Raw genomic sequence first — 20,037 nt, forward strand, 5'->3', positions numbered from 1 at the left:
TCGGCCGGCTCAGCGGACGGTGACGGTGTAGGTGACGCGCTTCGGCGCGGACTGCCGGTACGGTGCGCTCGACGCCGGGGCCGGGGTGCCGCCGCCGTCCTCGTCGCAGGTGGTGGCGAACGTGCAGTGGGTCAGGACGATCCGGGTGCTGCCCTTGCCGGTGGCCTCGAAGGTGAAGGTGAGGCTGCTGCCGCCGCCGACCACGTGCTTGTCGCCGGAGTCCGGGGTGCCGCGCTGCCCGCGCTCGCGGACCACCGCGGCGTCGGGCCTGGGGTCGGACAGGTACCAGTGCTCACGGGTGGAGGCGTTCTCGTGGACGGTGAGCGTGAAGCGCTCCCCGGCCTTCGCGGTGATGCGGGACTCGCCGGTGGGGTGCGCGACGGGGACGGGCTCGTCGGTGCCCGACCCGCAGCCCGCGACGAGCGTGAGCAGCGCGACCGCCGCGACGACGCCGCCCGCCGCCCCGCCCCGGCGCCCGGGGCTCCGCCTACTTCGCCGTCGGGAGGTACACGCTGTACGCGTCGTTGAGTCCACTGTCCGCTGCCTTGCTCATGTGTCCGTTGATGAAGTCGTTCTCGCTGACCCAGGTCGTCGTGCCCCAGGGGTTGTAGATCTGCAGCTTGTCGCCCTCCTGCGCGATGATGGTCATCGCGTGGGCGCCGTCCTTGCCCTTGACGTCGACGGGGACCGGGCGGCCGTCCGCGACCGCCTTCTCGACATCGGACAGCACCGCCTTGCGGTCGGCGGCGCCCGCCAGGTCGTGGCGCTGGTAGTCGTCACCGGTGGCGGCGCCGATGGTGGAGTCGTCGATGTGCTCCTGCCCGTCGGGGCCCATGCCCTCCCAGTGGTCACTGCCGTGCCCCTCCGTGTGCAGCCGGTGCTGCTCGGCCACCAGGCGCCGCCTGAAGGCCTCGGGGTCGTCCTCCTGTCCGCTGGGGCCGCCGGTGATGCCGAGGGCGTAGAGGGGGTCGACCATGGCGCGGGCGGTGACGGTGGACGAGGCCACGCAGGTGCCCTCCGAGCCGTCGCCGCCCTGGATCCACCGCTGCCCGTCGAAGGTCACGTAGTCCTTGTTGTTGTTGGAGCCGTCGGAGGCCAGGCCCTCGTCGTCCATGCTGTCCACCTCGGTGACGACGGGCGTGAGATGCCTGCGCAGCCACTCCGGGTCGTGGCCCTGGATCTTGCCCTGGAACTGCTCGATCTCCGCCACGCTGTGCCCGGCGGCCAGGGCCTTCATCAGATAGGCCCGCTCCTGCGGGCTGTCCGACCCGGCCAGCATCCGGTCCAGGGCGGCCCGGTCGGCGGCGCTCAGCTGGTCCATGCGCCGGCCGGCGCGCTCCAGGTCGTGCGCGGTGAGGATCTCGTTCAGCACCGGGTCGCCGTCGACGGAGCTGGTCTCGGCCAGCATCAGCTTGTCGACGGCGGTCAGGTTGGCCGTGCCCAGCTTGCGCATGCGCGCCTCGGAGACCCACTTGTTCAGGTCCCTGGCGGCGGCGTGGGCGGCGTCGTCGGCGGCGATCGCGGCCTTGTGCATGTCCTCGGCGCCCAGGGAGGCGAGGGAACGGGCGTTCAGCCGGACGGCCTCCTCGTCGTCGTCCTCGTAGAGGTCGTCGAACCAGCCGTCCTTGCCACCGAGCATCCGGAGCGCCTCGTGCAGCGTCTGCCGCCCGTCGCCGTCCTGGCTCTGGGCGTCCTTGAGAGCGTCGGCGAACGTGAGCAGCGCCGCTCCGCCGCCGTACAAGGCCCGGCCGACCGCCCCGGCGGCCTGTCCGGCGGCGGCCACCGCGTCCGAGGCGAGGACACTCGTGTTCCCCGCCCAGACGTCCGGCAGGCCCTTCTTGGACACTCCGTCGATGCGCTTGTAGAGGTCCTCGAGGTCCTGCTTCTGGTACAGCTTGCCCAGGAACTCCAGCGTCGCCGTGTCGCCGACCGGGGCGGAGACGGCGAGCGCGTCGTTGATGGCGTCGATCAGGTCGTTCTTGCTGTCGGCGGAGGCAATGGTCTTGCCCAGCTCGCCCAGCCGCGTGCGGCGGTCGCCGGTGGTCTCCGTCATCGCCCGCCCCTCAGTAACCGGCCAGCGCCGACGGGCGGGTGCCGTGGGCGGGCAGGGTGGAGACGTAGCCGTCACCGGCCTGGGCGGGCATGGTGCTGGTGAGGGCGCTCTCCCCGACGGCCACGCTGTGGGCGCTCGTGCCGACGAGGCTGTCGCTGCCGTGGTACGCCCCCTTCGACAGCCGTACCTTGTCGGCCAGTTCGTGCAGCGCCGACTCCAGGGCCTTGACCTCCGCCTCCCAGGCGGCGTACGCGTTGAACGCCGCGGCGGCGTCCGGGCCGCCGAGCGCGTCGTCCATGTAGCACATGCCGGGCTGGATCGCCTCGCGGATCTTGCCCGCGTCGTCGCCCGCGGCGTCCAGTTCCTTCGCCTGTCCGGACATCCCGGACCTGACCGTGTAGCCGTCCGAAGACGCGCCCATCAGGCTCCCCCGTTGAAGTGACCACGACCGCGGGGGAGGCTAACACGCGACGGAAGTTGTAAAGTCCGGGGCTCACACGCCCCGCACCAGGCCGGCACACCATCCGCGCGGCGACGCCGTGCCGTCAGACCAGGAGAGCGACCGGCATGACAGCCCCCGCACACCGCAAACACCGCGTGGTGACCGCGTTCCAACGGCACATCGCCAACCCGCTCAACCGGCGGCTGCCGTTCCAGACCCTCCTGGAGACGACGGGCCGCAGTTCCGGCCTGCCCCGGCGGACGCCGGTCGGCGGGCGCCGGGACGGCGACTCCTTCTGGCTGGTCTCCGAGTTCGGCCTCAGGTCGCAGTACGTGCGCAACATCCAGGCCGATCCGAGGGTCCGCGTCCGCATCGCCGGCCACTGGCACCACGGCACCGCGCACCTCCTCCCCGACGACGACCCGGTGGCCCGCCTGCGCTCCCTGCCCCGCTTCAACAGCGCGGCGGTACGGGCGTTCGGCACGGACCTGCTGACGGTGCGGGTCGACCTTCAGGACTGAGCGGGGCCGGGCGGCCGGGGTGGACCCGGCGGGGTGCGCGCGGGAACACTGCGGGGCGTGAGACTCACCACCGCCCCCTCCCTCGTCCAACCCGCCCGGGACTTCCCCGCGTTGCTGCCCCACGCCCGCCCGGCCGTCCGGCTGCACCCGCGCCGCGGCACGCCCGGCCCGCGGGACAGCCACATCGGCGGCCCCCTGTGCTGGCCGGCCGCCGAACCGTGGCCGGAGTGCGCCGACCACCGGGCCGTGGGCGGCGGGCCGTACACGACCCGGATGGTCGCGGTGGCCCAGCTGACGGCGGCTGACTTCCCCGAGATCCGCTTCCCGGACGGCACCGACCTGGTCCAGCTCCTGTGGTGCCCCGACTGGCACGACCAGCCGCATCCGGAGGGCTGGGGCCAGGCCTGCCGGCTGTTCTGGCGCCGGTCCGCCGAGGTCACCGACCCGCTGACCGGGCAGCCGGACCCCACCGAGGAGTGGGACGACGAGCTGGACATGGTCCCGCGCGCCTGCGTCCTGCACCCGGAGCGGGTGACGGACTACCCCGGCGACGAGGACCTCCCGGCCGGCCTCGGCGCACGCTTCGCGGCCTGGCTGGAGGAACGGGACCTGGCCGACGACCTCACCACGATCCCCGGCTACAAGCTGGGCGGCTTCCTGCGCTGGTGCACGACGGACCGGCCGGACCCCCTGGACTGCGGTGACTGCGGGGCACCGCTCGAGCTGTTCCTCCAGTTCGACTCGTCCGAGTACGGGCTCGGCGCCTTCGGCCCCGACGGCGCACCGCACCGCTTCCGGCCCCTGGAGGAACGCGACGCCGGGCCGGGCGCGACGACGGGCGACCCGCTGCGCGAGCCGGTGGGCATGGTCGTCGGCCGCTACAGCCACGCAGGCCTCTTCACCTGCTCCTCCGACCCCCGGCATCCGGCGTCGTTCTTCACGCAGTGAGCCTCACCCCGGCCACACGATCGACTGCACCTCGCTGTAGGCGTGCAGGGCGTAGGAGCCCACGTCGCGGCCCACCCCGCTCTTCTTGAAGCCCCCGAACGGGGCCTCCATGTTGCGGCCGACGGTGTTCACCCCCACGCCCCCCGCGCGCAGTTGCCGGGCCACCCGGAAGGCCCTGGCCACGTCACCGGACCAGACGTAGTCGATGAGCCCGTACTCCGAGTCGTTGGCGAGGGCCACTGCCTCGTCCTCCTCGTCGAAGGGGATCACCACGACCACCGGACCGAAGATCTCCTCCCGGGCCACGCGCATGTCGTTGGTGCAGTCGGCGAGGAGCGTGGGCGCGACGTAGAAACCCCGCTCCAGCGGCGGCCGTTCACCGCCGGTGACCACGGACGCGCCCTCCTTGCGCCCCAGTTCGACGTACGACTCCACACGCGCGCGGTGCTCGGCCGAGATGAGCGGTCCGACGACCGTGTCCGGCTCCCGCGGGTCCCCGACCGTCAACCGCCCCGCGTGGCGCGCCAGCTGCTCGACCAGCCGCTCGTACACCCCGCGCTGGGCCAGCACCCGCGTCGGTGCCGTGCAGATCTGCCCGCTGTAGAAGGAGAAGGTGGTGCCGATGCCGGCGACGGCCGAGCCGAGGTCGGCGTCGTCGAACACGAGGGCCGCGCCCTTCCCGCCCAGCTCCATCAGCTGGCGTTTCATGTCCCGCCCGCACACCTCGGCGATGCGCCGGCCGACGGCCGTGGAGCCGGTGAAGCTGACCATGTCGACGTCGTCGTCCGCCACCGCCGCCTCGCCGACGGCCACGTCCCGCCCGGAGACGACGTTCACCACCCCCGGCGGCGCCCCGGCCTCCTGCAGCGCCTCGGCCATCCGGTACACGGACAGCGGGTCCTGCGGGGCCGGCTTGACGACCACCGTGTTGCCCATGGCCAGGGCGGGCGCGACCTTGCCGGCCGGGTTGGCCCACGGGTTGTTGTAGGAGGTGACGCAGGTGACGACCCCGACGGGCTGCCGTATCGCCAGGGCGCCCATCACGCCGGCCCTCCCCATCGGCCCGGCCTCGTTGATCTGCGGTGCCACGGCCCACTCGGCGGGTTCGACGGTCGCGTACCGGCGGAACCGGGCGGCGGCCACCCCGACCTGCAGCGCGCGGGCCGTCGCCGTGGTCGCGCCGGTCTCGGCGCGGGCCAGCTCGGAGTACGGCTCCAGCCGGCCGCGGATGATCTCCGCCGCCCGGCCCAGCACCGCGGCCCGGTCCTCCGGCCGGGTGCGCGACCAGGCCCCGAACGCCTCGCGGGCCGCCGCGCAGGCCGCCCGCACCTGTTCCGGCGAGGCCTCCGGCGCCCAGCCGACGGTCTCCTCGGTGGCCGGGTCGGTCACCGGGTGGTGCCCGGCGTCCGGCTCCACCCACTGCCCGCCGACGAACAGCGGCTGTCCCTCGCTCACCGGGCTCACCGTGTGCCCACCGTCCGCGTGTCGATGCCCGACCGCAGCACCTTGCCCGGTACGGCCCCGGTCACCACGTCGTCCCGGATCGCCTCGACCCCGTTGACCCACACGGCCCGTATCCCGATCGCCCTGGAGTCCAGGCGGGGACCGTCACCCGGCAGGTCGTGCACCAGCCGGGCCTGACCGGCGTCGATGCGCTCCGGGTCGAACAGCACCAGGTCCGCATGCCAGCCCTCCCGCACCTGTCCCCGTTCCCGCAGCCCGAACAGCCGCGCCGGATCGTCGGTCAGCATCCGTACCGCCCGCTCCAGCCCCACCAGCCTGCGGCCGCGCAGACAGTCCCCGAGGAACCGGGTGGTGTACGGCGCCCCGCACATCCGGTCCAGGTGCGCGCCCGCGTCCGAGCCGCCGAGCAGGACGTCCTCGTGCTGCCAGGTCTCGGCGCGCAGGGCCCAGGAGGCGGGGTCGTTGTCGCTGGGCATCGGCCACAGGACCGTACGCAGCTCGTCGTTCGCGCAGATCTCCACCAGACAGGCGAAGGGGTCCAGACCGCGTTCCCCGGCGATGTCCCGCACCACCCGGCCGGTCAGGCCCCGGTTGGCCTCGCTGTAGGTGTCGCCGACGACGTACCGCCCGAAGTCCGCCAGCCGCCGGAAGACGCCCGCCTCCCTGGACCGGGCCCGGCGCAGCATCTCCGCCCGGACGGCCGGGTCCCGGAGCTTCGCGATCCGCTCCGGCACGGGCAGCCCGAGGACCGGCCCCCATCCGGGGATGAGGTTGAGGGCGCAGAAGGTCCCGAGGGACATGTTCATCGGGGTGAGGATCGGCATGGTGAGCGCCACCACCCGGCCGCCGGCCTTCCGGGCCCGCTCACTCGCGGCGAGCTGCCGGGGCACCCGCTCCGGTACGGCCGCGTCGATGGTGAGCACGTTCCAGTTGAGCGGCCGCCCGGCCGCCGCGCTCATCTCGGCGAGCAGCTCGATCTCGTCGTCGCTGAACTGGTCCAGGCACCCGGCGACGATCGCCTCGATCTGCGTGCCCTCGTGCTCACCGACGGCCTTCGACAGCGCCAGCAGCTCCGGCGGCCGCGCGTGCCGGGAGGCGACCGGCTGCCCGTCGCCGTCGGAGTGCGTACGGGACTGCGTGGTGGACAGCCCCCAGGCGCCGGCGTCCATGGCCTCGTGCACCAGCCGCAGCATGGCGCCCAGTTGCTCCCCGGTGGGCTGCCCGCCGACGGCCTCCGGTCCCATGACGTGCCGCCGCACCGCGCAGTGCCCCACCATGAACCCGGCGTTGACGGCGATCCGGCCGTCGAGCGCGTCCAGGTACTCCCCGAAGGAATGCCAGCTCCAGGGCGCCCCCTCCTCCAGCGCCACCAGGGACATCCCCTCCACCTTGGACATCATGCGCCGCGTGTAGTCGGCGTCCCCGGGGCGGGCGGGATTGAGGGGCGCGAGGGTGAACCCGCAGTTCCCGGCGGCGACGGTGGTCACCCCGTGGTTGAGGGAGGGGGTGGCGTACGGGTCCCAGAAGAGCTGGGCGTCGTAGTGGGTGTGGGGGTCGACGAAACCGGGGGTCAGGACGAGGCCGCGCGCGTCCTCGGCCGTACGGGCCTCCTCGCTGATCCGCCCGACGGCGGCGACACGGCCGTCCCTGATGCCGACGTCGGCGGTGCGGGCGGGCGCCCCCGTGCCGTCCACGACGGTGGCGCCCTTGATCAGGTGGTCCAACATGCCTGGAACCCCCTCAGACGGCCTGACGGAACCGCGTGGTCCGGTGCACGGGATCCGTGTCGATCTTGGGTATGACGTGCTCGCCGATCAGCCGGATCGTCTGCAGCGTCTCCTCCTTCGGCACCCCCACCGGCAGCCCGAAGCTCAGCTGGTCCGCCCCGGCCTGCTCCCACCGCTTGCACTGGCGCAGCACCTCGTCCGGGTCCCCGCAGATCAGCAGCTCCTCCTCGACGAGCAGCTCCACGAACTCCGGCGTGTACCGGGGCAGCGTCTCCGGCCACACCGGGAAGCCCTCCGGCCGGGGGAACGTGTCGTGGTAGCGGAAGACCAGCGAGGGCAGGTAGTGCAGTCCCCCGTTGACGGCGATCTCGATCGCCTCGGCGTGCGTCGGCGCGCAGATCGCGGTGGTCGTCACCATCACGTTGTCGTTGACGAAGTCCCCGACCGGCTCCGCGTTCACGACCGCCGTCTTGTACTGCTCCAGCACCCACTCCATGTCGGAGACCTTCTGGATGCTGAAGCCGAGGACCCCGAGCCCCTTCTTGGCGGCCATGGCGTACGACGGCGGGGATCCGGCCGCGTACCACATCGCCGGGTGCGACGTCCCGTAGGGCTTCGGCAGGACCTTGCGCGGCGGCAGCTGCCAGTGCTTGCCCTGGAAGCCGGAGTACTCGTCCTGGAGCCACATCTTCGGGAACTCGGCGATCGTCTCCTCCCAGATCTCCTTGGTGTAGTTCATGTCGGTGATGCCGGGCAGGAAGCCGAGGATCTCGTGGCTGCCGGCGCCGCGCCCGCTGCCGAACTCGAAGCGGCCCTCGGTGAGGTGGTCCAGCATGGCGACCTTCTCGGCGACCTTCACCGGGTGGTTGACCTGGGCGAGCGGGTTGAAGATCCCGGAGCCGAGGTGGATGCGTTCGGTGGCGTGGGCCAGGTAGCCGAGGAAGACGTCGTTGGCCGAGAGGTGGGAGTACTCCTCCAGGAAGTGGTGCTCGGAGGCCCAGGCGTACTTGAAGCCGGACCGGTCCGCCTGGATGACGTACTCGGTCTCCTCCATCAGCGCCTTGTGCTCGGCCAGCGGGTCGGTCTCGGCACGCTTGCCCACGTATCCCTGTACAAAGAGCCCGAATTCCAAGGCGGTTCACCGTCCCCGGTTCCGAAAATTTTTGACGTTCCGTCAGTTTCGTTGACTGTGGCATCACCCGCGGGGCGGGTCAATAGCTGATGGTCCGTCAGATGACGGAGACGCCCGCCAGCCACCCGCCGTCGATCACGAACGGCTGCCCGGTGATGTACGAGGAGTCCGGCGAGGTCAGGAACAGCGCCAGCCGCGCCACCTCCTCCGGCTGCCCGATCCGCCCGAGCGGCACGAGCCCCCGGTACAGCTCGCCCAGGGCCCGGCTCATCTCCTCCGGGTCGGCGTCCGGGTCGAGCCGCGCCGGATTGGACATCGCCGTGTCGATGGCGCCCGGGCAGATCGCGTTGACCCGGATGCCCCGGCTCGCCAGCTCCAGCGCGGCCACCCGGGTCAGCCCCAGCACGGCGTGCTTGGTCGCGGCGTACGTCCCCACGGCCGCCATGCCGGTCATGGCCGTGTAGGAGGCGGTGTTCACGATCGTGCCCCCGTCGGCCAGCTCCGGGGCCACCGTCTTCATCCCCAGGAAGCAGCCGACCTGGTTGACCTGCACGACCTGCATGAACTCGTCCAGCGGGGTGTCCACGAGCGCGTTGAAGCGCAGGATCCCCGCGTTGTTCACCAGCCCGTCGATGTGCCCGTACGCCGCCCTGGTGGCCGCCACGGCCTCCCGCCAGCCCTCCTCGGTGCCGACGTCGAGATGCACGTACAACGCGCCTATCTCCTTGGCCAGGGCCTCGCCCTGGTCGTCCAGCACATCGGCGACGGTCACCCGCGCGCCCTCCGCCCTGAAGAGCCGCGCCTCCTGCTCACCCTGCCCGCGCGCCGCCCCGGTGATGATGACGACCCGCCCGTCTAGCTTGCCCATGGCAGTCCTGCCTCCTCAGTCCAGCCGGGGTGCGACCTCCGCCCCGAACAGCTCGATCTGCTCGATGAGTTCGGCCCGGCTCCGGCTGCGGAACCGCACCTGGATCTGGTCCACGCCCATCGCCCGGTAGGCCCGCAGCGACTCGGCGATCCGCTCGGGCGTCCCGGTGAGGGTCCGGCGCCCGACGTCCCAACCGGCCCGGCCCACGTACAGCGGCTCGGCGATCGCGCCGACGGTGAAGGACCCCTCGGCGCCCCCGTCCGCGCGCAGGGCGCGGATCCGGGCGATCTGCGCGGGCAGCCGCTCCCGCGGATCCCCCTGCGGCAGCCAGCCGTCCCCCTTCAGCGCGGCCCGGCGTACCGCGGCGGGCGAGGAGCCGCCGACCCAGAGGGGGACCCGCGGCTGGGCCGGCCGGGGCCGCTGGCCGAGCCCGGCGAAGTCGTAGACCTTCCCGTGGTGCTCGGGGAACTCCTCCGCCCCCAGGGCGGCACGCAACGCGTCGATCACCTCGTCCAGCACGGCTCCGCGCCGCTCGAAGTCGGCCCCGAGCACCTCGAACTCCTCCCGCACGTGCCCGGCGCCGACCCCGAGGACCAGCCGGCCGCCGCAGAGGTGGTCGAGGGTGGCGTACTGCTTGGCGGTCAGGAGCGGGTGGCGCAGCCCCACCACCGCCACGTGACTGAGCAGGCGCACGCGCTCGGTCACGGCGGCGAGGTGGGCGAGGGTGGCGACCGGGTCGTACCAGACCGTGCCCATCGCCGTGGCGAGGCGGCGCGGGATGGCCACGTGGTCGCAGGCGGCGAGGTAGTCGAACCCGGCACGGTCCACCGCCCGTGCGACGGCCACCAGGTCCTCGGGGCCGGCCCCGGCCTCCCAGCCCTCCGCGAACAGGGCGCTCTGGGCCTGGACGGGAAGCTGGATGCCGTACGCCAGGGCACTCACCGCCAGAGCCCCTCGGGGGTGAGCCCCAGCAGGTCGATGGCGTTGCCGCGCACGATCCGCTCGACCACGTCGGCCGGCAGGTGCCCCATCTGCGCCTCGCCGACCTCGCGGGACTTGGGCCAGGTGGAGTCGGAGTGCGGGTAGTCCGTCTCGTACAGGACGTTGCCGACGCCGATCGAGTCGAGGTTCCTGAGCCCGAAGGCGTCGTCGAAGAAGCAGCCGTAGACGTGCCCGGCGAAGGTCTCGGAGGGCGGCCGGGTGACCTTGTCGGCGACCCCGCCCCAGCCCCGGTTCTCCTCCCAGACCACGTCGGCGCGCTCGAGGATGTAGGGGATCCACCCGATCTGGCCCTCGGCGTACATGACCCGGAGGTTCGGGAAGCGCTCGAACTTGCCGCTCATCAGCCAGTCGACCATCGAGAAGCAGCAGTTGGCGAAGGTGATGGTGGAGCCGACGGCGGGCGGGGCGTCGGCTGAGGTGGAGGGCATCCGGCTGCTGGAGCCGATGTGCATGGCGACGACCGTGCCGGTCTCGTCGCAAGCCGCGAGGAACGGGTCCCAGTCGTCGGAGTGGACGGACGGCAGCCCGAGGTGCGGGGGTATCTCGGAGAAGGCGACGGCCCGCACGCCCCGCGCGGCGTTCCGCCGCACCTCCGCCGCGGCCAGTTCGGCGTCCCACAGGGGTATGAGGGTGAGCGGTACCAGCCGGCCGCGCGCCGCGGGGCCGCACCACTCCTCCACCATCCAGTCGTTGTAGGCCCGCACGCACAGCAGGGCCAGATCCTTGTCGGCGGCCTCGGAGAAGGTCTGCCCGCAGAAGCGGGGGAAGGTCGGGAAGCAGACGGCGGACTGGACGTGGTTGACGTCCATGTCGGCGAGCCGGGCGGTCACGTCGTACGACCCGGGCCGCATCTGCTCGTAGGTGATCACCTCCAGCCTGACCTCGTCCCGGTCGCAGCCGACGGCGGTGTCGAGACGGGTGAGGGGCCGCCGCAGGCCCTCGTACACCCACCAGTCGCCGAGGGGCCCGTCCGTACCGCCCGGCTCGCCCATGACGGGCCGGAAACGCCCGCCCAGGAAGGTCATCTCCTTCACGGGGGCGCGCACGATCCGGGGTCCGACGTCCAGGTACTTCCTCGGCAGCCGGTCCTGCCAGACGGTGGCGGGCTCCACAGTGTGGTCGTCGACGGAGATGATCAGCGGGAACTCTGTGGTCTCCATGTCCCTCACGGTAGCGCCGATCTGACGGTCCGTCAGCTACTGCGTTCCGGCCGGGTGCTTGCGAAGAGGGTGTGAGAGGTTTGTGTGCTGCGCCGCGCCACCCTGTGATCGGTGTCTCCCGCGGCTGACGGAACCGACCCGAACAAGGCAAACTGACGGGGTTGTTCGTGATTCCGAGGGGGACGAACGCATGGACCATGGGCCGCGAGTGCCTGAGCAGCGGCGTCCCGGCTCCGTGACCGTCACGGAGCAGGAGGCGCTGCGCTTCGGCGTGCTCGGTCCGGTGCGGGCCTGGCGCGGCGCGGAGCAGCTCAACACGGGCTCCCCGCAGCAGCGCGCCCTGCTGGCCGCCCTGCTGCTGCGCGAGGGCCGTACGGCCACGGCGGCGGAGCTCATCGACGCCCTCTGGGGCGCCGAACCCCCGTCGCAGGCACTGGCGGCGGTGCGTACGTACGCCTCCCGGCTGCGCAAGATCCTGGACCCCGGAGTCCTGGTCAGCGAGTCCGGCGGCTACGCGGTGCGATCGCCGGGCGAGGGCGCCCTGGACCTGGCGGACGCGCAGGAACTGGCGGCGGAGGCGGAGAAGGCGCGGGCGGGCGGCGACCTGTCCCGGGCCCGGGACCTGCTGAACCGGGCCCTCTCCCGGTGGGACGGCGAGGCCCTGGCCGGTGTGCCCGGCCCCTACGCCGAGACCCAGCGGGTCCGCCTGGAGGAATGGCGCCTGGGCCTCCTCGAATCCCGCCTGGACATGGACCTGGAGCAGGGCTGCCACGCGGAGGCGGTGTCGGAACTCACGGCCCTCACGGCGGCACACCCCCTCCGGGAACGCCTGCGCGAGCTGCTGATGCTGGCGCTGTACCGCAGCGGCCGCCAGGCGGAGGCCCTGGCGGTCTACGCCGACACCCGCCGCCTGCTCGCCGAGGAACTCGGCGTGGACCCCCGGCCGGGCCTCCGTGAGCTCCAGCAGCGGATCCTGCAGGCGGACCCGGCGCTGGCGGAGCCGTCCGCTCCGGCGGCGGAGCCCACGGTGGTGGCGGTCCGCCCGGCCCAGTTGCCGGCGACGGTCCCGGACTTCACGGGCCGCGCCGGGTTCGTGTCCGAACTGAGTGAGGTGCTGGCGTCGGCGTCGGAGGCTCCCGATGCCGGCGGCCGGGTGATGGCGGTGTCGGCCCTGGCCGGCATCGGCGGCGTGGGCAAGACGACCCTCGCGGTGCACGTCGCCCACCGGGCACGGGCGGCCTTCCCGGACGGCCAGCTGTACGTGGACCTCCAGGGCGCGGGCCCGCGCGCGGCGGAACCGGAAACCGTGCTGGGTTCGTTTCTGCGCGCGCTGGGAACGGCCGACTCGGCGATCCCGGACACCCTGGAGGAGCGCGCGGCCCTCTACCGGTCCGTGCTGGACGGCCGCCGCGTCCTGGTCCTGCTGGACAACGCGAAGGACGCGGCCCAGGTACGGCCGCTGCTGCCCGGCACGGAGGGCTGCGCGGCCCTGGTCACCTCCCGCGTCCGCATGGTCGACCTCGCCGGGGCCCACCTGGTGGACCTGGACGTGATGTCCCCCGAGGAGGCCCTCGCCCTCTTCACGAAGATCGTCGGCGAGGAACGGGTCGCGGCGGAGCGGGAGGCCGCCCTGGACGTGGTCGCGGCCTGCGGCTTCCTCCCGCTGGCCATCCGCATCGCGGCGTCCCGGCTCGCGGCACGCCGGACCTGGACGGTCTCGGTCCTGGCGGCGAAGCTGGCGGACGAGCGGCGCCGACTCGACGAGTTGCAGGCCGGCGACCTGGCGGTCAAGGCCACCTTCGAACTCGGCTACGGCCAGCTGGAACCGGCCCAGGCCCGGGCCTTCCGCCTGCTGGGCCTGGCCGACGGCCCGGACATCTCGCTGGCGGCCGCGGCCGCGGTCCTGGACCTCCCGACGGAGGAGACCGAGGACCTGCTGGAGTCCCTGGTGGACACGTCCTTGCTGGAGTCGGCGGCCCCGGGACGCTACCGCTTCCACGACCTGGTCCGGCTCTACGCGCGTGCCTGCGCGGAGAGGGACGAACAGCCACCGGGCGAGCGGGAGGCCGCGATGTCCCGGCTGCTGGACTTCTATCTGGCCACGGCGGCACAGGTCTATGCGATGGAGCGGCCGGGGGACCGGGTCGTGGACCACCTGCAGCCGGCCGCGTATCCGGGGCTGAGGTTCGAGGACCGGCATCGGGCCCAGGACTGGCTCTACGCGGAGGCCGTGTCCCTGCTCGCCTGCGTACGCCAACTCGTCGGCCCGGCCACCCTGCTGCGCGCCATCGACCTCCTGTGGGCCGCCGTCGACCTGACCGAGTCCGGCGCCAACTCACGTGAGTACGACGCCGCCGCCCTCGCCCTGCTCGACGCGGCACGCGCCTGCGGGGACCGGCGCGCTGAGGTACGGGCCGCGGTGGTCCTGGCCAACGCCCATCAGCTCTCGGGGCGTTTCGCGGAGGCGGACGACGCCGCCCGCGAGGCCCTGGAGCTGGGAGAGGCGCTCGATCACCCCCTGGCACGTTGCTGGGCGGAGAACTGCCGGGGTGCCATGGCCTTCTACCAGCGGCGCTACGCCGACGCCGAGAAACACTTCAAGCAGGCGCTGACCGACTTCCGGGACTGCGGGGACGGGGCGGGCGAAGCCAGCGTCCTGTGCAACCTCTCCCGTATCCACGTGGTGACCGGGCGCCCGAGGAGTGCCGTGGAACTGGCCCAGCAGGGCGTCGACATGTACGAGACCCTGGGCCATGCCGTGAAGAGCGCCAACGGGCGATACGCCCTCGGTATGGCTCTCACGCAGAACGGCTTGCACGTCGAGGCGGCGGAGCGGTTCCAGGAGGCGCTCCAGGTCTTTCGTGAGAGCCGCCAGCGGCTGTGGGAGGGGATGACGCTGTTCCGGCTCGCCGAACTCGACCTCGAGACCCAGCGGCACGCCCAGGCCTCGGCCAACGCGGAAGCCGCGCTGACCGTACTCCGCGGGATCGGTGGCGAGTGGCGCCGGGGGAACGTGCTCACCGTTCTGGGCCGGGCCCTGCACGGTATCGGGCAGTCCGGGCGGGCCCAGGTGTGCTGGCAGGAGGCTCTCTCCATCTACGAGGCGCTCGGCACACCCGAGGCCGAAGCGGTCCGCACGCTGCTGTCACCAGCCGCCGTGTGAGTCCTCCGGGACGTTCATCGTTCGTTTATCGCCACGCGTCACTCTCTTGTTGTCGGTCCGTCGCGTCGGGGGGCAGACGGACCGCCGGTGAGGACGCCCCGTCAACGATCTAGTGTGGGGCGACCTGTTGTTCGTCCGGCCGTCCATCGGGGGAACGGCCGGACGAACCGCGCAACCGAGTTCAGCGCCCTGGGAGGGAAGCACCATGAGCGACGCCAAGAAGGACCAGTCGGTCGTAGAGCCGGACAACATCCACATCACCGACGCCAAGGACAACGGCACGGTGACGCCGGACAACATCCACATCACCGACGCCAAGGACGAGGGCACCGTCACTCCGGACAACATCCACATCACGTCCGAGCCCGCCTGATCCGAGGACCGACGGGGGACCGGCCGCGACGGCACCGAGGGGGAGCCGTCGCGGCCGACGTGTGTCTACGGACGGGCCCGCTCCACAGCGTCCAGCTCGCACCCGGTTCTCTGAAGGGTTGAGCCCGCACGGTTGTCCACAGGGCAAGCGGAGAAGTTACTGCTTCTGCCATCTTGCCCTGGTGAAGCGAAGGGACCTGAGGACGCTGGCGGACCGGGGCGTCCTCCTCACCTCACGTGCCGTCGAGGCCGGCTGGCCCCGGCGCAGTCTCACGCGTGCGCTGCGGGCGGAGGGCTGGACCCAGCTCCGGCACGGCGCCTGGGCGGAGCCGGGGCGGGACCCCGACCTGCTCACTCAGCTCCGGGCCGTGCTTTTGCGCGAGCCCCGGCTGATCGTCAGCCACGGTTCAGCAGCCGCGCTCTGGCGTATCGAGTTGCCAGGCGATCGCCGCAGGGCACCGCTGGAGTTCATCGACCCACAGCTCACCCTCCGCCGCGTGAGCAGCGGCGTACGCGTGCACCGGATGTCGCTCGGCACGCGAGACGTGGTGGAGCGGCAAGGGCTCCGGCTCACCACCCCCACCCGTACGCTCACGGATCTGCTCCGGCGTGGTCCAAGGGACGAGGCGGTCGTCGCCGTGGACTCGGCGCTGACCTACCGCAGGGTCGGATACGTCCGCCGCGCACCCCTCACTCGGCTGGACGAGATCACCGGCGCACTGCAGTCGGCGGGGCAGGCCCAGGGCTCGGTCCGGGCCCGGCGCTGGCTGCACCTGTGCGATGAGCGCGCCGGTTCTCCAGCCGAGACCGTGGCCCGGCTCCGCATGTACGACGCCGGTCTCCACCCCGAGTGCCAGGTCGAACTGCGTACACCGGACGGCCGCCGCCGCATCGTCGACTTCCTGTTCAGGGCGGCGGGGCTGGCCGTGGAGATCGAGGGTTACGCCTACCACGGCTCCCGTGAGGCCCACCGACACGACATCGCCCGCTTCAACCAGCTCCTGCGGTGCCCGGAGATCCGCAGCCTCCTCCGCTTCAGCGCCGAGGACGTTTTTCACCGGCCTGCGTACATGGTCGAGGAGATCAGGGGCGCCCTGGCCTACTTGGCCGGTGCGGCGAGGTGACCGTTGGGGCCGCCCGCTTCTTGTCAGTGTCGTGCTTCCGTGAGCCGAGTAAAGGGCGCTCCACTCCGCTGCGCTGCGTTCCGCGTCGGCTCCGCCGATGGCCCTCCGGGCCACCCTTGACTCGGCTCACTCCAGCACGAGGAAGAAGCGAGCGAACGGCCCGGAAAGGCGGGGTCCCGACCGGCGTTGGCCGCTACCGTCGGCTGCATCGTGACCGGCGCGAAGGGGCGCGACAGCTGCGCGGGGGCACGCCGGGCCACCATGGCGACTTTCGCCCGGGGAGCACATACGCGGGAGGACGGCGGGGGCACGCCGGGCCACGACAGCGACTTACGCCCGGGGCACATGCGCGGGAGGACGGCGAGGGCACGCCGGGCCACGACAGCGACTTTCGCCCGGGGGGCACATGCGCGACAGCTGTGCGGGGGCACGCCGGCCACCATGGCGACTTTCGCCCGGGGGAGAGCGCGGGGTCGGTGCTCCGGGGGCTCACTGGGAAGTTGACGAGGGGGAGTTGCAGTAATCGGCGCCCCCTTTTGGGGATGGAAAGTTGGGGGATTGGGAGAGTTGGGCCACCTTCATGCTCACGGCCCCACCAATCTCCGTTCCCAGTCGGGACCCAGCTGGCCCACTTCGTCCAATCGCCTCCCAGCACGTCGCTGGTGGGCTCGGTGGGACGGATGGGACCGGGGGCCCGCCCGGCCCACCCGGCGTGCCGCCGCTCCGCCGCCCCGCCGCCCCGCCGGCGCGCACCCCGCCACCGCCCTTCGCCGCCAAAGCGACCCGGCGTGCAGGCGATGCGCGACCGCGCCCAACCCGCCGGCCGACCGCCGCCGAACCGGCCCGGCGGCCCCCACCCGGCCCCCGCGCCCCGCAACCGACGACGCGGACGCAGGCGACCCAAGGGCCCGGTACCGGCGAGGCGGCCACTTTCCCCGGGGCGCCCGCTCGCTTCTCCCTCGTGCTGGAGCGAGGTGTGTCAAGGGTGGCCCGGAGGGCCATCGGCGGAGCCGACGCGGGAGTGAAGCGCAGCGGAACGGAGCGCCCTTGACTCACCTCGCGGAGGCACGACAATCGCCGAGAAGCGGGCGGCCCACGGCAACTGGGCAACTCCGTCCAGCCGCCTTGCCCTCACGCCGTCACGCCGTCACGCCCTCACGCCGTCACGCGGTCACGCCGTCACGCCGTCACGCCGTCACGCCCTCCCCCGCAACACGCCCTTCAGCACCTTCCCGCTCGCGTTCCTCGGGAGGTCGGGCACGAACTGCACCGCTCTCGGGACCTTGTAGTTCGCCATCTCTCGGCGGGCCCAGGCGATCAGGTCGTCCGAGGTCAGGGATGAGCCCGGGCGACGGACCACGAAGGCCTTGGCGACCTCGCCGAGGCGGGGGTCCGGGATGCCGATGACGGCCGCCTCGCGTACGTCGGGATGGAGGCCGAGCACCTGCTCTATCTCCGCCGGGTACGCGTTGAAGCCACCGACGATGAACATGTCCTTGATGCGGTCCGTGATGCGCAGGTTGCCCGCCTCGTCCAGGACACCCACGTCGCCCGTGCGCAGCCAGCCGTCCGGGGAGATCGCCTCGGCAGTCGCCGCCGTGTCCCCGTAGTAGCCCCGCATGACGTTGAAGCCGCGGACCAGGACCTCGCCCGCCTCACCGCACGGCACGGGGGCACCCGAGGCGTCCGCGACCCTCACCTCCGTCCCCGGGATCGCCCGGCCGGAGGTGGAGGCGATGACCGACGGGGCGTCGCCGCGCCGGCACATCGTGACGATGCCGCTCGCCTCCGAGAGGCCGTACGCCGTGAGGACCGTGTCGACGCCGAGTTCGCCCCGCAGGCGTTCCACCAGCCGCAGCGGTACCACCGCCGCTCCCGTCACCACCAGCCGCAGCGCCGACAGGTCGTGGGCGTCCCTGGCGGGGTGGTCCAGCAATGACTGGTGGAGGGTGGGTGGGCCGGGGAGGACCGACACTCGCTCCGCCGCTATGTTCGCCAGCGCCGTCTCCACGTTGAACACCGGCTGCGGGATCATCGTCGCCCCGCGCATCAGGCAGGCGAGCACCCCGGCCTTGTAGCCGAAGGTGTGGAAGAAGGGGTTGATGATCAGGTAGCGGTCGCCGACCCGCAGCCCCGCCAGGTCCGCCCAGATCCCGTAGGCCCGGAGGGTCTGAGCGTGCGTGATCACCGCGCCCTTCGGGCGGCCCGTCGTACCCGACGTGTAGATGATGTCCGACAGCGCGGAGCCGTCCAACTGACTTGCACGGGCGTGTACTTCGGGCGCCGGGACGCCCTCCCCGCCCGCCAGGAAGTCCTTCCACGTCCGGAAGTCCGGTGGCGCGTCCTCCGACAGGACCACCACCTCCTCCAGTTCCGGCAGGCCCGGCAGCGGTCCCCGGCCGGCGTCCGGTACGCCCTCCCCCGCCGCCCGGCGCAGGCTCGCCACGTACGACGCGCCCAGGAAGGTGCCCGTCACGAACAGCAGCCGGGCCCCGCTGCGGCGCAGTACGTCCGCCGCTTCCGCGCCCTTGAAGCGGGTGTTGAGCGGGACCAGCACCGCACCGGCCGTCACCGCGCCCAGGGCGGCCGTGATCCAGTCCAGGGAGTTGGGGGCCCAGACCGCGACCCGGTCGCCGGTGCGCACCCCGCTCGCCAGGCAGGCCGCCGCCGCGCGCTCCACCCTCGCGCCCAGTTCGGCGTACGTGATCCTGGTACGGCCCTCGACCACGGCCTCGGTGTCCCCGTACCGCCCGGCCGACCACCGCACCAGCTCCGGGATGGTGTTCCACTCGCCCACCGCAGCCCTCCCCGAACGCACACGCACAGCTGACTGTCCGTCAGATTAGCGGTAACCTGACGGTCTGTCAGGAGAGGGGGACGCCATGACGGGTACTGGGCTGAAGGACGCCACCGCCATCGTCGGGATCGGGCAGACCGCCTTCGCCAAGCACCTCGCGGAGGACGAGAAGACGCTCGCCTGCCGGGCCGTGCTCGCCGCGCTGGAGGACGCCGGGGTCGCGCCCGGGGAGGTCGACGGCCTCGCCTCCTACACCATGGAGGAGACCGATGAAGTCGAGCTGGCGAAGGCCGTGGGGTTCGGCGACCTGACGTTCTTCAGCAAGGTGGGGTACGGGGGCGGCGGGTCCTGCGCCACCGTCGCGCACCTCGCCGCCGCCATCGCCTGCGGGCAGGCCACCGTCGGCGTGGCCTGGCGGTCGCGCAAGCGTGGCTCCGGGCCCCGGCCCTGGACCAACACCAGCGTCCAGCTCCCCACCCCCGCCCAGTGGACCCGGCCCTTCGGCCTGCTCCGGCCGGCCGACGAGATAGCCATGCTGACGCGGCGGTACATGCACGAGTACGGCGCCACCCGCGACCACCTCTTCAACGTCGCCCTCGCCTGCCGCAACCGCGCCAACCAGAACCCGGCCGCCGTGATGTACGAGCGGCCGCTGACCCGCGAGATGTACATGACCTCGCGCTGGATCAGCGAGCCACTGTGCCTGTTCGACAACTGCCTGGAGACGGACGGCGCTCTCGCCTGTGTCGTCGTGTCCGCGGAGCGGGCCCGGGACTGCGCCAAGCGGCCCGTGTACGTCCACTCCGCCGCGCAGGGGCTGCCCGCACAGCACCACGGCATGGTCAACTACTGGAACGACGACCCCCTCACCGGTCCCGCCTGGACCGCCGCCCGGCACCTGTGGAAGCACGCCGACTTCACCCCGGACGACGTGGACGTGGCCCAGATCTACGACGCGTTCACCGCCCTCGTCCCGCTCTCGCTGGAGGGGTACGGCTTCTGCGGAAGGGGCGAAGGGGGTGCCTTCACCGAGCAGGGCGCCCTGGAGATCGGGGGGCGGCTGCCCCTGAACACCGGTGGCGGCGGGCTCAGCGAGGCCTATGTGCACGGCTTCAACCTCGTCAACGAGGGCGTGAAGCAACTGCGCGGGACCAGCACGGCCCAGGTGCCCGGCGCCGCCACCTGTCTGGTCACGGCCGGCGAGGGCGTGCCCACCTCCGCCCTGCTGCTGCGGAACTGAGAAGCCGAGGAGCCGAGGAGCCGA

16 protein-coding genes are annotated in these 20,037 nt (G+C 72.5%); 6 read left to right on the forward strand and 10 right to left on the reverse strand.

The window, feature by feature from the left end; translation table 11 throughout:
* Positions 1-9 precede the first annotated feature (9 nt).
* The 3 genes from AB0D93_RS07155 to AB0D93_RS07165 are packed head-to-tail and all read right to left on the reverse strand — an operon-like array spanning position 10 to position 2,474.
* Positions 10-534 (reverse strand): protease inhibitor I42 family protein, encoded by a 525-nt coding sequence (locus AB0D93_RS07155; RefSeq protein ID WP_362114298.1) that lies wholly within the window; start codon positions 532-534, stop codon positions 10-12.
* A complete protein-coding gene (locus AB0D93_RS07160; RefSeq protein ID WP_362114301.1) occupies positions 488-2,053 on the reverse strand; it encodes a peptidoglycan-binding protein in 1,566 nt (521 codons plus the stop codon). The genes AB0D93_RS07155 and AB0D93_RS07160 overlap by 47 nt, the downstream gene beginning before the upstream one ends.
* Before the next feature lie 10 nt (positions 2,054-2,063).
* Positions 2,064-2,474, reverse strand: coding sequence for a hypothetical protein (locus AB0D93_RS07165; RefSeq protein WP_362114304.1), 411 nt, complete (start codon positions 2,472-2,474; stop codon positions 2,064-2,066).
* A gap of 146 nt (positions 2,475-2,620) precedes the next feature.
* On the opposite strand from AB0D93_RS07165, the gene AB0D93_RS07170 reads away from it, so the two are divergent.
* Both AB0D93_RS07170 and AB0D93_RS07175 read left to right on the forward strand, forming a co-directional pair.
* Entirely contained in the window at positions 2,621-3,016 is a 396-nt protein-coding gene (locus AB0D93_RS07170) for a nitroreductase family deazaflavin-dependent oxidoreductase (protein ID WP_362114307.1), read from the forward strand.
* A 57-nt stretch (positions 3,017-3,073) separates the two neighbouring features.
* Positions 3,074-3,964, forward strand: coding sequence for a hypothetical protein (locus tag AB0D93_RS07175; RefSeq protein ID WP_362114310.1), 891 nt, complete (start codon positions 3,074-3,076; stop codon positions 3,962-3,964).
* A gap of 3 nt (positions 3,965-3,967) precedes the next feature.
* Here the strand turns inward: AB0D93_RS07175 and AB0D93_RS07180 are convergent, their stop codons facing one another.
* The 6 genes from AB0D93_RS07180 to AB0D93_RS07205 form a co-directional block, all read right to left on the reverse strand.
* Complete coding sequence (locus AB0D93_RS07180; RefSeq protein ID WP_362114313.1) at positions 3,968-5,428, reverse strand: aldehyde dehydrogenase family protein; 1,461 nt, start codon at positions 5,426-5,428, stop codon at positions 3,968-3,970.
* A complete protein-coding gene (locus tag AB0D93_RS07185) occupies positions 5,425-7,155 on the reverse strand; it encodes a D-aminoacylase (protein ID WP_362114316.1) in 1,731 nt (576 codons plus the stop codon). The genes AB0D93_RS07180 and AB0D93_RS07185 overlap by 4 nt, the downstream gene beginning before the upstream one ends.
* 13 nt (positions 7,156-7,168) lie before the next feature.
* A complete protein-coding gene (locus AB0D93_RS07190; RefSeq protein ID WP_362114319.1) occupies positions 7,169-8,287 on the reverse strand; it encodes an LLM class flavin-dependent oxidoreductase in 1,119 nt (372 codons plus the stop codon).
* Between the two features lie 97 nt (positions 8,288-8,384).
* Positions 8,385-9,155 (reverse strand): SDR family oxidoreductase, encoded by a 771-nt coding sequence (locus AB0D93_RS07195; RefSeq protein WP_362114322.1) that lies wholly within the window; start codon positions 9,153-9,155, stop codon positions 8,385-8,387.
* Positions 9,156-9,170: 15 nt separating this feature from the next.
* On the reverse strand, positions 9,171-10,088 hold the full coding sequence (locus AB0D93_RS07200) for an LLM class F420-dependent oxidoreductase (RefSeq protein WP_362115086.1): 918 nt from the start codon (positions 10,086-10,088) through the stop codon (positions 9,171-9,173).
* 5 nt (positions 10,089-10,093) lie between these two features.
* Positions 10,094-11,326: an amidohydrolase family protein gene (locus AB0D93_RS07205; RefSeq protein ID WP_362114325.1), complete on the reverse strand. Its 1,233-nt coding sequence runs from the start codon at positions 11,324-11,326 to the stop codon at positions 10,094-10,096.
* A 181-nt stretch (positions 11,327-11,507) separates the two neighbouring features.
* On the opposite strand from AB0D93_RS07205, the gene AB0D93_RS07210 reads away from it, so the two are divergent.
* The 3 genes from AB0D93_RS07210 (at position 11,508) to AB0D93_RS07220 (ending at position 15,976) form a co-directional block, all read left to right on the forward strand.
* A complete protein-coding gene (locus tag AB0D93_RS07210; RefSeq protein ID WP_362114328.1) occupies positions 11,508-14,480 on the forward strand; it encodes a BTAD domain-containing putative transcriptional regulator in 2,973 nt (990 codons plus the stop codon).
* Positions 14,481-14,685: 205 nt separating this feature from the next.
* Positions 14,686-14,853, forward strand: coding sequence for a hypothetical protein (locus AB0D93_RS07215; RefSeq protein WP_362114332.1), 168 nt, complete (start codon positions 14,686-14,688; stop codon positions 14,851-14,853).
* Positions 14,854-15,034: 181 nt separating this feature from the next.
* Positions 15,035-15,976: a hypothetical protein gene (locus tag AB0D93_RS07220; protein WP_362114335.1), complete on the forward strand. Its 942-nt coding sequence runs from the start codon at positions 15,035-15,037 to the stop codon at positions 15,974-15,976.
* Between the two features lie 1,195 nt (positions 15,977-17,171).
* Here AB0D93_RS07220 and AB0D93_RS07225 read toward each other — a convergent pair.
* Positions 17,172-18,773, reverse strand: coding sequence for a FadD3 family acyl-CoA ligase (locus AB0D93_RS07225; protein WP_362114338.1), 1,602 nt, complete (start codon positions 18,771-18,773; stop codon positions 17,172-17,174).
* Positions 18,774-18,858: 85 nt separating this feature from the next.
* Here AB0D93_RS07225 and AB0D93_RS07230 point away from each other — a divergent pair, with 85 nt between their 5' ends.
* On the forward strand, positions 18,859-20,013 hold the full coding sequence (locus tag AB0D93_RS07230) for a lipid-transfer protein (protein WP_362114341.1): 1,155 nt from the start codon (positions 18,859-18,861) through the stop codon (positions 20,011-20,013).
* Positions 20,014-20,037 lie beyond the last annotated feature (24 nt).

It is taken from the genome of Streptomyces sp. NPDC048191 (assembly GCF_040652655.1).
In the GTDB taxonomy this organism is placed as follows: Bacteria; Actinomycetota; Actinomycetes; order Streptomycetales; family Streptomycetaceae; genus Streptomyces.

What these genes read in the sequence shown, in the direction of transcription:
- AB0D93_RS07160 (WP_362114301.1), bottom strand. Translation starts at nt 2,053, where the DNA reads ATGACGGAGACCACCGGCGACCGCCGCACGCGGCTGGGCGAGCTGGGC.
- AB0D93_RS07165 (WP_362114304.1), bottom strand. Translation starts at nt 2,474, where the DNA reads ATGGGCGCGTCTTCGGACGGCTACACGGTCAGGTCCGGGATGTCCGGA.
- AB0D93_RS07170 (WP_362114307.1), top strand. Translation starts at nt 2,621, where the DNA reads ATGACAGCCCCCGCACACCGCAAACACCGCGTGGTGACCGCGTTCCAA.
- AB0D93_RS07185 (WP_362114316.1), bottom strand. Translation starts at nt 7,155, where the DNA reads ATGTTGGACCACCTGATCAAGGGCGCCACCGTCGTGGACGGCACGGGG.
- AB0D93_RS07195 (WP_362114322.1), bottom strand. Translation starts at nt 9,155, where the DNA reads ATGGGCAAGCTAGACGGGCGGGTCGTCATCATCACCGGGGCGGCGCGC.
- AB0D93_RS07210 (WP_362114328.1), top strand. Translation starts at nt 11,508, where the DNA reads ATGGACCATGGGCCGCGAGTGCCTGAGCAGCGGCGTCCCGGCTCCGTG.
- AB0D93_RS07215 (WP_362114332.1), top strand. Translation starts at nt 14,686, where the DNA reads ATGAGCGACGCCAAGAAGGACCAGTCGGTCGTAGAGCCGGACAACATC.
- AB0D93_RS07230 (WP_362114341.1), top strand. Translation starts at nt 18,859, where the DNA reads ATGACGGGTACTGGGCTGAAGGACGCCACCGCCATCGTCGGGATCGGG.